Source organism: Cellvibrio zantedeschiae (assembly GCF_014652535.1).
GTDB lineage: Bacteria > Pseudomonadota > Gammaproteobacteria > Pseudomonadales > Cellvibrionaceae > Cellvibrio > Cellvibrio zantedeschiae.
The window spans coordinates 1,652,300-1,666,636 of the sequence record NZ_BMYZ01000001.1; the positions used below are offsets into that span (position 1 = coordinate 1,652,300).

The 14,337-nt window shown below is 44.2% G+C and carries 11 protein-coding genes and 1 pseudogene; 5 read left to right on the plus strand and 7 right to left on the minus strand.

Annotated elements, in window-relative coordinates:
• Positions 1–33 precede the first annotated feature (33 nt).
• The 3 genes from mfd to pgm all read left to right on the plus strand — a co-directional run bounded on the left by mfd (position 34) and on the right by pgm (position 5,920).
• Positions 34–3,483 carry a transcription-repair coupling factor gene (gene mfd, locus IE104_RS07300; RefSeq protein WP_189417103.1) on the plus strand — a complete coding sequence of 1,150 codons (3,450 nt, stop codon included), beginning with the start codon at positions 34–36 and terminating at the stop codon, positions 3,481–3,483.
• 22 nt (positions 3,484–3,505) lie between these two features.
• Positions 3,506–4,216 (plus strand): CsiV family protein, encoded by a 711-nt coding sequence (locus IE104_RS07305; protein WP_189417105.1) that lies wholly within the window; start codon positions 3,506–3,508, stop codon positions 4,214–4,216.
• Positions 4,217–4,279: 63 nt separating this feature from the next.
• On the plus strand, positions 4,280–5,920 hold the full coding sequence (pgm, locus tag IE104_RS07310; RefSeq protein WP_189417107.1) for a phosphoglucomutase (alpha-D-glucose-1,6-bisphosphate-dependent): 1,641 nt from the start codon (positions 4,280–4,282) through the stop codon (positions 5,918–5,920).
• A 35-nt stretch (positions 5,921–5,955) separates the two neighbouring features.
• On the opposite strand, the gene IE104_RS07315 is transcribed toward pgm, so the two are convergent.
• The 3 genes from IE104_RS07315 to aroC form a co-directional block, all read right to left on the minus strand.
• Complete coding sequence (locus IE104_RS07315) at positions 5,956–6,726, minus strand: amidohydrolase (protein ID WP_189417108.1); 771 nt, start codon at positions 6,724–6,726, stop codon at positions 5,956–5,958.
• A gap of 52 nt (positions 6,727–6,778) precedes the next feature.
• Entirely contained in the window at positions 6,779–7,954 is a 1,176-nt protein-coding gene (locus IE104_RS07320; protein ID WP_189417110.1) for an MFS transporter, read from the minus strand.
• Positions 7,955–8,041: 87 nt separating this feature from the next.
• Entirely contained in the window at positions 8,042–9,145 is a 1,104-nt protein-coding gene (gene aroC, locus IE104_RS07325; protein ID WP_189417116.1) for a chorismate synthase, read from the minus strand.
• Positions 9,146–9,308: 163 nt separating this feature from the next.
• On the opposite strand from aroC, the gene IE104_RS07330 reads away from it, so the two are divergent.
• Positions 9,309–10,295, plus strand: coding sequence for an alpha/beta hydrolase (locus IE104_RS07330; protein WP_229837696.1), 987 nt, complete (start codon positions 9,309–9,311; stop codon positions 10,293–10,295).
• A 5-nt stretch (positions 10,296–10,300) separates the two neighbouring features.
• On the opposite strand, the pseudogene IE104_RS19175 reads toward IE104_RS07330, so the two are convergent.
• Positions 10,301–10,814 (minus strand): annotated as a pseudogene (locus tag IE104_RS19175) (nucleotidyltransferase family protein).
• 68 nt (positions 10,815–10,882) lie between these two features.
• Positions 10,883–11,785, minus strand: a complete 903-nt coding sequence (prmB, locus tag IE104_RS07340; RefSeq protein ID WP_189417118.1) for a 50S ribosomal protein L3 N(5)-glutamine methyltransferase — start codon at positions 11,783–11,785, stop codon at positions 10,883–10,885.
• A 176-nt stretch (positions 11,786–11,961) separates the two neighbouring features.
• Here prmB and folE point away from each other — a divergent pair, with 176 nt between their 5' ends.
• Positions 11,962–12,501, plus strand: coding sequence for a GTP cyclohydrolase I FolE (gene folE / locus IE104_RS07345; RefSeq protein ID WP_189417120.1), 540 nt, complete (start codon positions 11,962–11,964; stop codon positions 12,499–12,501).
• 71 nt (positions 12,502–12,572) lie between these two features.
• Here folE and IE104_RS07350 read toward each other — a convergent pair whose 3' ends face one another.
• Both IE104_RS07350 and IE104_RS07355 read right to left on the minus strand, forming a co-directional pair.
• Entirely contained in the window at positions 12,573–13,478 is a 906-nt protein-coding gene (locus IE104_RS07350; protein ID WP_189417121.1) for a DUF4892 domain-containing protein, read from the minus strand.
• Positions 13,479–14,336: an alpha/beta hydrolase gene (locus IE104_RS07355; RefSeq protein ID WP_189417123.1), complete on the minus strand. Its 858-nt coding sequence runs from the start codon at positions 14,334–14,336 to the stop codon at positions 13,479–13,481.
• Position 14,337 lies beyond the last annotated feature (1 nt).

The following is a 14,337-nucleotide window of genomic DNA, read 5'->3' on the forward strand; positions in this document are numbered from 1 at the left end:
CACTTGCACTAACAGGGTTAAAAGCGCTTCACGATGGTATCTATTAGCAATCCTCCCGTTTCATCCCGCTCTGGCAATAAACAAAGCTGGGGGCAGCTCCACGGCAGCGCACAAGCACTCGCCATACTGAACGGCGCTTACGCGACAAATGGCTTTAGCTTGGTGATTACCGCTGACACTAGCAGTGCGCTACGCCTGGAAAGTGAGCTCGCGTTTTTTAACCAACGCGACGATTTTAATATTCTTCATCTGGCCGATTGGGAAACCCTGCCCTACGATACGATTTCACCCCATCAGGATATTATTTCTGACCGCTTAAAAACGCTCTATCAATTACCTCAAACCAAACAAGGTATTTTAGTTGTCCCTGTGACATCTTTATTACAACGTTTGATGCCGTCCGATTATTTGATAGGCAACAGCTTGATGGTTGAGTGCGGTCAAAAAATAAATATAGATGCCGTGCGCCGCAATTTTGAAAAGGCTGGATATCACTGTGTAGATACAGTTTACGAACACGGTGAATATGCCGTGCGCGGTGCCTTGCTGGATATTTTCCCTATGGGAAGTGAACAGCCTTATCGTCTGGATTTGTTTGACGACGAAATTGAAACACTGCGAACGTTTGATCCGGAGACCCAATTAACTGTCGAACAAGTTACAAGTATTCAATTACTACCTGCAAAAGAATTCCCGCTGGATAAGTTTGGCATTAATCGCTTCAAGCAAAACTGGCTGGAAAAATTTGATGTAGACCATAAATCCTGCCCAATATTCCAGGATATTAGCGCAGGTATTTCGCCACCGGGAATCGAATATTATTTACCCTTATTTTTTGAAAGCTGCAGTACGCTGTTCGATTACCTTCCTGAAAGCACGCAAATTTATGGCTTGGGTGATATTGAAAAAGCAGCAGAAAATTTTTGGCTTGAATTACTTCGTCGCTACGAAAGCCGCCGCGTTGATCCGCAACGCCCCATTTTGCCGCCGAAAGAAATATATATCGCCATTGACGAATTGTTCAGTCATCTGAAAGATTATTGTCGCACCTTCATTACTGCAGATGTTTTAGAAGAAAAAATTGGCCAGACCAATTTTTCGACGCAAATACCGCCCAGCTTGCCGATTCGTTCCCAGTCAGAAAATCCCCTGGCAGCAATCCAGGCTTTTTTGATGGAGTATGAAGGGCGTGTACTTTTTTGTGCGGATTCTGCGGGTCGCCGGGAAAGTTTATTGGAGCTTTTAAATCGTATCCGTGTAGCACCTGCGATTTTGGATGGCTGGCCAAATTTTGTTAATGGCAATGAAAAAATAGCCATCACTACCGCGCCGCTTGAACAAGGTTTGGTGTTGGCTGACCCCGCCATTGCGTTAATTACCGAAACTCAATTGTTTGGCGAGCGCGTTCAGCAAACTCGCCGCCGCAAGCAAAGCCAGGACAATTCTGAATTAATTGTTAAAAACCTGACTGAATTAAAAATTGGTTCGCCCGTGGTGCATATTGATCATGGTGTTGGTCGCTATCGTGGTTTGGAAACTATCACTATTGATGACCAGACCAACGAGTTTTTAACGCTCGAATATGCCGATGAAACCAAACTCTATGTTCCCGTAACCAACCTGCATTTGATCAGCCGTTACAGCGGCACTGATGAAGAGCTAGCGCCGCTGCACAAACTGGGCAGCGAAACCTGGCAAAAAGCAAAACGCAAAGCGGCAGAGCAAATTCGCGATACTGCTGCAGAATTATTAGAAGTTTATGCTCGTCGCGCTGCACGCAAAGGTTTTGCATTTGCAGATCCGAAAGAAGCTTATTTGAATTTTGCATCCAGCTTCCCATTTGAAGAAACACCAGATCAGCAACGCGCCATTGAAGCAGTAATTGCCGATATGCTTTCGCCAAAACCTATGGATCGTTTAGTGTGCGGCGATGTAGGCTTTGGTAAAACAGAAGTCGCTATGCGTGCTGCATTCGTAGCAAGCCACGGCGGCAAGCAGGTTGCGATTCTTGCGCCAACAACACTACTCGCACAACAACACTACGAATCATTAAAAGATCGCTTTGCCGATTGGCCAATTACTATTGAAGTGCTCTCTCGTTTTAGAACCGCGAAAGAAGTGAATGAAGTTAAACCGCGCATTGCTGAAGGCAAAATTGATATTATTGTGGGCACCCATGCGTTACTGTCGCCAGATATTAAATACAAAAATCTTGGCTTGTTAATTATCGATGAGGAACATCGTTTTGGGGTTCGACAAAAAGAACAACTCAAAGCTTTGCGCGCTGAAATTGATATTTTGACCTTAACTGCCACACCGATTCCGCGTACGTTAAATATGTCCATGTCAGGCATTCGCGATTTGTCTATTATTGCAACGCCACCTGCACGCCGTTTGTCTGTTAAAACCTTTGTACGTACACACGACGATAACATTATTAAAGAAGCGATTCTGCGTGAAATTTTGCGCGGTGGCCAAGTGTATTATTTACACAACGAAGTCAGCACTATTGAAAAAACAGCGCGCGATTTACAAGAGCTTGTTCCTGAAGCGCGAATTGTGGTGGGCCATGGCCAAATGCGCGAGCGCGACCTTGAACGCGTGATGTCGGATTTTTACCACAAGCGTTTTAATGTGATGGTGTGTACCACTATCATCGAAACCGGTATCGATATTCCCAATGCCAATACTATTGTTATTCATCGCGCTGACAAATTTGGTTTAGCACAATTGCACCAACTCCGCGGTCGCGTAGGACGTTCACATCATCAAGCCTACGCTTATTTATTGACACCGGATAAACGCTCAATGACAGGCGATGCGGTAAAGCGTTTGGAAGCCATTTCTGCAGCAGAAGATTTAGGTGCTGGCTTTACCTTAGCCACTTACGATATGGAAATTCGCGGCACAGGTGAATTATTAGGTGATGAACAAAGCGGGCAAATTCAAACCATCGGCTTTTCACTTTATATGGAAATGCTTGATCGTGCGGTTAAAGCTATTCGCAAAGGAAAAATTCCTGATCCGGCTAATGAATTTGATGGTATGGTGGACGTAAACTTACGCATCCCAGCCTTAATTCCGTCTGATTATTTACCTGATGTTCAATCGCGTTTGATTATGTATAAGCGCCTCGCTAATGCCGAAACAGACGAAGCCCTGCGTGAATTACAAGTGGAAATGATTGACCGCTTTGGCTTATTGCCAGAACAAACTAAAAATTTGGTACGCGTCACACAAATAAAATTAAAAGCGCAGACAATTGGTATTACTAAACTGGAAGCCAGTGCTCGCTCCGGTGTTATTGAATTTACCAGTGACACAAAAGTTGAGCCGCTTACCATTGTTAAAATGGTTCAAGCAGCACCTCATGCTTATAAGTTGGAAGGTGCAAATAAACTTAAATTTACTTTGCCCATGGAAACCACAGAGCAACGCTTGCAACAAGTCACCGGCTTACTTGATAAGTTAATGCCGCAATAATGATAAGCTTGAGAAAATATCTATGCTGACAAAAAAATATTCAACGCTTGTGCTATTAAAAATCGGTTTAATGTTGCTGCTTGGCAACCTCAACGCGCATGCTCAAACTGCAACAGAAGGTCTGCAAACCCACGAACGCATGTATCAGGTAGAGCTTATTGTTTTTGCGCGCGCCGAAACCAATCCGCAAGAACATTGGCCAACAGATGTTAAATTGAGTTATCCGGAAAATTTAGTCAGCTTGAAAAATGAAAGCAATCCGGATGGATTTTCGTTATTGCCTTCCGCCGAGCGATCATTAAATTCACAAGCGGCAACTTTAGCGAGAAGTGGCACCTATACCCTGCTTTACCATCAAGCCTGGCGTCAAATGATTTATGCTCGTAAAACCAATATTTTTATTAGTGGCGGTAAAACCTTCGGTGGACATCAAGAGTTGGAAGGCAGCATTGCACTGAGCGTTGGCCAGTTTTTAAAAATCCAAACGAATTTATGGCTGTCGCAATTTGTACCCGCTGGTACAAACTTGACCGACACTTGGCCGGAATTGCCTTCCCTGCCCTTTACTGACACGGCTCAATCGGATAAAAATCAGGATTATTTGATCAAACGCATAGTGAAAGTGAGCCAGGATCGTAGTATGCGCAGTAACGAAGTTCACTATATAGATCATCCACTGCTGGGTATTATTGTTAAAATTATCCCCTACGAACCTGACAGCAAAACGAATTAATAGCAAAACAACTTATCCAATAGCCATATTGTGTTGAATGCAGCATACCCAAGGAGTTATTCAATGAGTACTAGTCCATACGCGGGAAAATTATTACCGAAAGAAATGTTGGTGGATGTCACCTTGCTGACCGCTGCTTATTACGATAAAAAGCCAGATCCTGGCATTGCGGAACAACGTGTAAGTTTTGGAACCTCTGGCCATCGCGGCTCATCGTTCAAAACCAGCTTCAATGAAAATCACGTATTGGCCATCACCCAGGCAATTTGTGATTACCGTGCTCAAGCCGGCATTACTGGTCCACTTTATGTTGGGATTGATACGCACGCATTATCAGAACCTGCGCAGATTAGTGCAGTTGAAGTTTTTGCAGCAAACGGCGTTGATATTTTCTTAGCCAGCGGCGGAGAGTTCACACCAACCCCGGCTATTTCACATGCAATTCTTACATACAACAAAGGCCGTACCACTGGTTTGGCAGATGGAGTAGTTATTACACCGTCGCACAATCCACCTGATAATGGTGGGTACAAATATAATCCCACCAACGGCGGCCCGGCCGATTCAGATGTCACCAACTGGATGCAAGCACGCGCTAATGAATTGTTGGAAAATAATTTACGCGATGTAAAACGCATGGAATATCGCGTTGCTATCAAAGCGCCGAGTACTCACTATCATGATTACGTTAGCCACTACGTTAGGGATTTAATTAATGTGGTGGACATGAGTGCGATTCGCGACGCAGGTGTTCGCTTGGGCGTAGATCCCTTAGGCGGCGCAGGTTTGCGTTACTGGAGTGCAATTGCCGATTTTTACAAAATTGATTTGCATTTAATTAATCAAATTATTGATCCCACATTTGAATTTATGACGGCAGATTGGGACGGAAAAATTCGCATGGATCCATCGTCTTCTTACACCATGCAAGGCCTGCTCGCTAAACGTAATGATTATCAAGTTGCCTTCGCGTGCGATGCTGACCACGACCGTCACGGGATTGTAACGCCCAGCGTAGGACTCTTACCGCCCAATCATTATCTGTCAGTAGCAATTCAATATTTATTTTCAAATCGTCCTCAATGGAGCGCCACTACCGCGATTGGTAAAACGGCTGTAAGCAGCTCGATGATTGATCGTGTTGCAGAAAAATTAGGTCGTCGCTTGCACGAAGTGCCAGTTGGTTTTAAATGGTTTGCCCCCGGCTTATTTGACGGCTCACTAGGCTTTGGTGGTGAAGAAAGTGCTGGCGCATCTTTCTTGCGTGTTGATGGCCGCGTGTGGACGACCGATAAAGATGGTTTGATTCCTGCGTTATTGGCGGGTGAAATTGTTGCAAAAACCGGTCGTGACCCAGGTGAACATTACAAAGCCCTTGCAGATGAATTTGGTTACGCAGCAGAGAGCCGCGTAGAAGCTCCAGCAAACACCGCTCAGAAAAAAGCGCTGTCAAAACTGTCCCCAGATCAAATCACTTCAACAGAATTGGCGGGCGAAAAAATCGAAAGTATTATTACCAATGCGCCAGGAAATAATGCTGCCATTGGTGGGATTAAAGTGTCCAGCAAGAGCGGTTGGTTTGCGGCGCGTCCGTCTGGCACTGAAGATATTTACAAAATTTACGCCGAAAGCTTTAAAGGAAAAGAGCATTTACAGCAATTAATTGCAGAAGCGCAATTAATTGTGGATAAAGCCATAAGCTAAATAAAAAAGCCGCTGTTTACAGCGGCTTTTTTATTTCACACTTTAATTTCAAAAGTATCAGCATCCATATAGGCAGGAAAATTTGTACGATGCTCTTTTAGCTTATCTGCGAATAGCTCCACGACAAATGCACCAGGCTCTTGTGATGTGAACACCACCTCTCCCAATGAACTGTATACACTGGAATCGCCAGAATAGTGTTGATGTTTTTCATCCATTCCAACACGATTGACACCTGCAACATAACTTAGGTTTTCTATAGCACGTGCTTGCAGCAAACGATTCCAATGTAGCGAGCGCGCACTCGGCCAGTTGGCAACGTAAATAGCTAAATCATAATCGTTGCAATTGCGGCTCCACACCGGGAAACGCAAGTCATAACAAATAAGCGGCAGAATTCTCCAGCCGTTTAACTCGACCAACACGCGCTCATTTCCACAAGCATAGCGTTCATGCTCGCCAGCCATACGAAATAAATGCCGTTTGTCATATTGCACGTAACTTCCGTCCGGACGCATCCAAACGAGGCGATTAAAATGCGTATCGTCGACTTTAACCACCAAACTGCCTGTAACAACCGCATTCAATCGTTTAGCCTGATCGGCCATCCATTGATAAGCCGTTCCATCTACACGTTCGGCATAATTGCGCGCATTGCTACAAAAACCCGTAGTAAAAACTTCAGGGAGAATAATGAGGTCAACATCCTCCAGATTGCTTATTGCTTTCGCAAAGGTATCAAGATTAAGTTGAGGATTATTCGGAACAATTTCTTGTTGAATAAGAGCAAGTTTAAGGTTTTGCATAATGATAAGCCTGTAAAAATCTGACAGAACTTTAAATGCTATATAGGTTGAATTAGGTTGTTTGTGGCTTATTTAAATGTAGCCCAAAATAACTGATAACAAAAGCACTGAGCGAAGAAAGGCTGGCCACCAAAAAAGTAAGACTTGCGCTGTGGTCCCATAATAAACCACCAATTAAAGCGCCCACGGCACCACCTGCCCCAAAGCCAAGCGAACTGTAAAGCGCCTGCCCTTGACCTTGATGTGCACCTTTAAAATGGCTACGAACAATTTCGATAGACGCTGCGTGCGCAACACCAAAACTCACCGCATGTAATAACTGTGCAAATAACAACACCCACAGCCACTCAGCACAGTAACCAATGAGATACCAACGACATGCTGTTATGAAAAATGTAATCAGTAAAAGATTACGCACATTAAATCGATGCATAATTTTAGGCATAACTAAAAAGATCGCTACCTCTGCCAACACACCTAAAGCCCACAAAAGCCCGGTGGAAGTACTCGAATAACCATAGCCCTCTTGTAGATACAAACTATAAAAAGTGTAATAAGGGCCATGACTTAATTGCAGTAAAAAACTCGCAAATAAAAAGCAAATCATTGCAGGCTGTTTTACCAAATTCAAAAAACCATTGGTAGATTCAAACGTTTTGGTTACTGGAACCGCTTTTAACGATAAGCTTGATAGAAAAATCAATAATAGAAAACTTAAAATGGCAAGAGGTAAAAATCGAATAGGTAAGAAATCAAACAACAAGCCCAACCCCACAACCGCCGCGATAAAACCAACAGATCCCCATAAACGTATTTGACCATAGCGCTGATATTGATTGCCGAGATATGACAAGGTAATGACTTCAAATTGCGGTAAAACCGCGTGCCAGAAAAAGGTGTAACAACTAATTACCAAAACCAGCCAGGCGTAATGATTGCTAATTAAAACACCCGCAAAAAATACGCAGGCAATAGCGCTTCCCTGACGAATAATTTGCAACCTACGCTGAGTTTTATCTGCGAGCCAACCCCAAAAATTCGGGGCGATGATGCGAGTCCCCAAAATAATAGCGGTTATAAAACCTACATCTTGTGAGCTATAACCGAGGGATTTTAAATAAACGCCCCAATAAGGCGTTAATGAACCCACCACAGCAAAATAGAAAAAATAAAAACTGGAGAGACGCCAATACGGAAGCTGTTGTGAGACGTCAGGAGTATTGGGCATAGTGAGCTTGAAATTGAAATATCTGTAACAAATTACAGACTTGTTGGAGGCCGCCATCTGCTTTCGAATGACGGCATATATCTGCTGCTACTTTTTTACGCTTGCGGGAATTACAGGAACGGAATGCTTTACTGCACCATTCTGGCCACGATGACGCAACATATGATCCATCAATACTAAAGCTAGCATTGCTTCTGCAATAGGTGTTGCACGAATACCAACACAAGGATCGTGGCGACCTTTAGTAATTACCTCAACAGGATCGCCGTGCACATCAACACTTCGGCCGGGAATATGCAAACTCGACGTTGGTTTTAACGCAATATTGGCAATAATATCCTGGCCGGAAGAAATACCGCCCAAAATACCGCCTGCATTGTTAGATAAAAAACCTTCCGGTGTTATTTCGTCGCGATGTTGGCTACCGCGCTGATCAACCACACCAAAACCTTCACCAATCTCTACACCTTTAACCGCATTAATACTCATTAATGCATGTGCAATTTCTGCATCCAAACGATCAAAAATAGGTTCGCCTAAGCCCGGCGGAACATTGGTTGCAACTACGGTGATCTTCGCGCCAATGGAATCGCCTTCTTTATTGAGCGCTTGCATAAAAGCTTCCATTTCTGGAACTTTGCTTGCATCGGGGCAGAAGAAAGGATTTTGTTCAACCTGGTCCCAATCGACTGATTCGATTTTGATAGGCCCGAGTTGTGATAAATAACCGCGAACTTCAATTCCGTAAAAATCTTTTAAATATTTTTTCGCGATAGCGCCAGCGGCAACACGCACAGCAGTTTCACGCGCTGATGAGCGACCACCACCGCGATAATCGCGCACACCGTATTTTTGCATGTAGGTGTAATCCGCATGCGCCGGGCGGAATTGATCTTTAATATTGGAATAGTCTTTGGAGCGTTGATCAGTGTTTTCGATCATTAAACCAATTGGGGTACCGGTTGTTTTGCCTTCAAATACACCAGATAAAATTTTCACCAAATCATCTTCACGACGTTGAGTGGTATAACGTGAGGTACCGGGTTTGCGACGATCCAAATCAATCTGCAAATCTTCTTCTGTCAACGACAAACCGGGTGGGCAGCCATCAACAATAGCGCCGAGAGCAAGACCGTGGCTTTCGCCAAATGTAGTTACTGTAAATAATTTACCGTAGGTGTTACCAGACATGTTTATTCCAACCCGGATGAAGGCTTTTGCAAAAATTAGAAGCAATTATACGTGAACTAAACATACTTTTACACGCGCATGCGTAGGGCTCGGTCCCGTTCCGTGCTATAAATCCTGATGAATAAAAATCAGACAATCGGCCTGGCCCGATTAAGGAGCTAATATGATGACGAAAAAACATACAGCGGCACTGATATTAATCGCAGCGATGAGCTGTTTAGCCTGGGCAGACGATGCCCAAAAACCGCGCCAACCGGGTGAATACCCACACACTGCCGATTCTCTTGAGCAGCCCAATGTTCCCAGTGGCAAGCTGGAAGGCCCCTTTGAATTTCACAGCAAAGTTTTTGCAGGCACTGTAAGGCAATACTGGATTTACCTGCCCGCAAATTACAAACCTAAAGCGAAAACGAAGCCGAGCCTCTTGGTGTTTCAGGACGGCCAACGCGCCACTAATCCTAAAGGCTCACTACGAGTACCTGAAGTGCTTGATAATTTGATTCACCAGAAGGCGATTCCGCAAACCATTGGCGTGTTTATTACGCCCGGCAACACTAGCGAGCATTACCCCGATAATTTGGGCATGTCCAACCCCAATCACCGCGCGCCTGAATACGATGCCTTGAGCGACGATTACTCGCGGTTTTTGATTGATGAGCTTCTGCCAGAAATCGCAAAAAAATATCCATACAACCCTAGCCCTGAAGAACACCTTATTGGCGGTACCAGTAGCGGTGCGATTTGTGCATTTACAGTGGCTTGGCACAGGCCTGATGTTTTCCGCAAAGTGATCAGTATTATCGGCAGCTATACATCTATAGGTTATGTGCCCGCAACTGCTGACAAACCTTTGGTTGCTGGTGGAGATATTTATCCCGGAATGATTCGTAAATCACCTATTCGTCCTATGCGAATTTTCTTACAAGATGGCAGCAATGATCTCGATAACGAACATGGCAACTGGTTTTTAGCCAACCAACAAATGTTGTTGTCTTTGCAGTGGGCAAACGCGAATGCGGATAAAACCGGTGATAAAGGCCCTCGTTACGATATCAATCATGTATGGGGCGACGGTGCACATTCTGATCAGCACGGCGGTAGTTTGTTGCCAGATATTTTGCGCTGGATGTGGCGAGATAAAACCAAATGATTTGACTAGATTGATATCAGCTTCACTTTTGGCCAGCGTTGTGCAAATTGTTTTTGGTGCACACGCTGGCGATAAACTTCTGGACTAACACGAGTTGGATTGTATTGCACACGGCAAGCGAAAAGATCCTGTAAACCGTGTGGTGCAATGACCGCGAGAGATCCATCGGGCTGCAAATTTACCCCTACACAAGTAGCAAATTCTGGCCAGCTTGCAATGCCCCCTTCAAGCGAAAGAAATGGCTTTGCAAAACCTGAATTTTGCTTAAGCCATACATGAACTGCTGCCTGATTTACTAGCTCCCATTTGATTGGGATTAATCTGACTCAATTTTTGTTGTAGCTCTTTTTCTCTTTCGGCAGATAAATTTTCGGAATCAAAATAAACAACATCGAGATACGGTAATTCTGAGGGCTTTGTGTATCCATGTAAGTAATCCCAAACCAGATTGCGGACAGCTCCAGCACCAATACACCACGATTCCAAGCCTAATTGCTCAGCTGCCGACAATGCTTGCATAAACCAATCAGATGATTGGGCTATGTCGATAAGCTGTTTTTGTAGCTCGCGCTCTGAATACACGAAACTTAAAACGCCGATTGCAAATCTTGTTTGCGCAACATAAAAACACCGTGCCCGCCTCGTTCAAATTCAATCCATGTGAAAGGTAATTCAGGGAAAGCAGCTTCTAATGCAACCCAGGAATTTCCGACTTCTACAATCAACACACCCTCATCCGTTAAATAATTAGCGGCTTCTTTTAATAGTCGACGAGTGAAATCTAATCCGTCATCTCCAGAGCCCAAACCAACTTCGGGTTCCGCGTGATATTCCGCAGGCATGCTTGCCAAATCCTCAGCATTAACATAGGGAGGATTTGACACGATTAAATCAAATTTTTGCCCCGCAAGATTGGCAAACAAATCTGATTGCATTGCAAAAACCCGATCTTCCAAATCGTGTTGTTGAATATTTTCTTCGGCAACTGCGAGCGCATCAAATGAAATATCGCTCAATTGAACTTCCGCTTCAGGAAACGCGTAAGCGCAAGCAATACCTATACAACCGCTACCCGTACACAAATCCAGAATTTGCGCGGGTTCGCTAGTTAACCAGGGCGAGAATTGCTTCTGGATTAATTCGCCAATTGGCGAGCGTGGCACCAACACGCGCTCATCAACTATAAAAGGCAGGCCCGCAAACCATGCTTGCCCTGTTATGTAGGCCGCAGGAATACGCTCCTCAATACGACGCAATAAATTTTCTAACACTCGTTCGCGCTCAACACGCGTGAGCCGTGAACTCAGCCATTCGTTCGACAAAGGTGGAGTAAGATGAACCGCATGCAATACCAGCTGTTCAGCTTCATCCCAGGCATTGTCTGTACCGTGACCAAAATAGAGTTTTGCTGCAGTAAACTCGCTAGCCCCCCAACGAATGAAATCGCGCAAGGTTAATAATTCATCGCATAGATCAAGGGTGCTTGCCATAATTAACTCACTAAATCAAAACTGGTTAGGAAATTGACCCCATTCTACCCAAACAGAACTGCAGATATAAAAGAATCTTAAATCAGATTCGTTTTGACGCGCTTTACAGGGTAAAATGCTGTCCTATTCAACCTCCACATAGTAGATGTGGGGCTTTATTGCACAGCGAGGCGTCTATGAAAGAACATTTTGCGAACATTATTACCAGCATTGGGGAAGATCTAAACCGCCCCGGTTTGCAAGATACGCCCGCGCGTGCCGCCAAGGCTTTCCAATTTTTAACCCGTGGCTACCACCAAACACTGGATGAAGTTGTTAACGGTGCTTTATTTCCTTCCGATTCGAATGAAATGATTTTGGTTAAGGATATTGAGCTTTACTCCATGTGTGAACATCACTTATTGCCGTTTATCGGCAAAGCGCATGTTGCTTACATTCCAACAGGAAAAGTACTTGGGCTATCCAAAGTTGCACGCATTGTTGATATGTACGCCCGCCGTTTACAAATTCAAGAACAACTGACTACGCAAATTGCAGAATCGATTTTAAAAATCACTGGCGCAAGCGGTGTTGGCGTTATCATCGAAGCTAAACACATGTGTATGATGATGCGCGGTGTTGAAAAACAAAACTCGCTGATGAAAACCTCTGCTATGCTCGGCGGCTTCCGCAGCAGCCAAGCGACACGCATGGAGTTTTTGTCGCTGGTTAATTAATTCGAGATTAATCCAAAAAAAACGGACATTAAAGTGTCCGTTTTTTATTTGTGCTTTATAAAACACAAAATTTAATTTTCACCCACTTTTACTATCTCCACCCGCGCACTTCTGTCTCCCCTACCCGCTGGAGCCAAACTACCAACACCGAATGTTTGCAGTCGCTTGGCATCTACCCCAGCTGCTACCAAAGCGCTTTTAATTTGCTCCGCATTCTTTTTGGATTCACTTTGTTGTTGCGCAATTGGGACGAGTGAATAGTCGTGCCCCACAAGTGCAAGGTTTAATTTGGGCTCTAAGCCAAGCAAAGCAACAAGTGCTTGAATGTGCGCCTGCTTTATTTGCAGATGCGCGCTACCTTGGGCATCTTTGCTTACAAAATCAGGAAACACAAAATAACCATTGGTATTTAATAGCTTGTTTAATGTTTCGGGGCTGGAGGCAACACCAAATTCGCTGATTTTACTTAAATGCAATACTTCCAGCTGCACATAAGCGCGTTTATTACCGCGCATGACGGCATAGATAACAACATAAAAAGGCTTTTCATCTGCATTAGTAATTTCGTAAGCACCATATAGCTGATGTTGATCCATACCGTACAGCTGAATAATTTTAAAATGGTTGTTTGCCCAGCTGTTGCTCGTACCGCAATCGCGCGCCTTACAATGAAATAACTCACGCAAATTATATTTGTCGATTTGATCCTTAAAAAACGCAAACCCCATTTCAGCATTATGATCTGCAGGCAACTCAAAAGTAGTTCGCTCCAAACTTCCACTCAAACGTTGGGAACGATCCACTAACCAGCTGCTATCGACTTTCTTATAGGCGCTTAAAGCCAACAAAAAATTACCTTCCTGGCCAGCGCTGTGAAAAACTTCGCGCGCATTCGGATAAGCCTGCAACTTCAATTCAGCAGCATAAAGCGGCAAAGACAGAAGAAGGATAAACACAATCGAAATTATTTTTTTCATTTAATCTCTTTTGTCAAAAAATGAATTAAGTACCGCTGCAACCTTAGTTACTTCTTTTTCCATATGTAGATGATGACCACCCGGCAGGCGAGTCACAAAAACCTGTGGATAAGCGTCGACAGATTCACTATATTTTGGAAACAATTTTGGCATGCCTTCGTCCGCTAATACCAAGGCAATCGGACAAGTAGCACGCGCAACAAATGCCGCCATTTGCTCCGGTAATAATTTTACTGCTGAAGGAGCCAAAAGGCGTTGATCCGTGCTCCAATGATAACCTTTTTCAACCTTTTTCAAGCCGCGCTCGGTCAAAGCTTTGGCTGCAGCATAACTTAACGGAAACATACCTCTCTCACGTGCTTTTATTGCAGTAACCACATCGGGATAAAGAGACAAGGCCTTAACAGACTGGGCTTTAATTCCCTGTATTGATCGCGCTAATTGCACGGGAGTATCTTCACTGCGTGTTGGCTCTGGCAATAAACCTTCAATTAAACCCAAACGCGAAATTCGCTCTGGAAATGTTCCTGCACATAAGGTCGCGATAATTGCGCCGCGAGAATGTCCAAGTAGACCAAACTCTTTCCAACCTAGCTGATCTGCTATTGCAAATATTTCGGCAACGTCTTCCCATATGTTGTAAGGAAACGAACCCAGGCGATGGCTCGTTTGGCCGTGCCCTGCCATATCAAGCGCAACAATATAAACATTGTTTAACAGTGGGGCTAAAGCAAAAAAACTGGCGGAATTATCGAGCCAACCATGCAGAGCTAAAATTGGATAATGCTCAGGATTACCCCAAGCTTGCGCAGCAAATTGCAACCCGTCGACATTAAATGTGAGCTCTTGCGCTTGCATA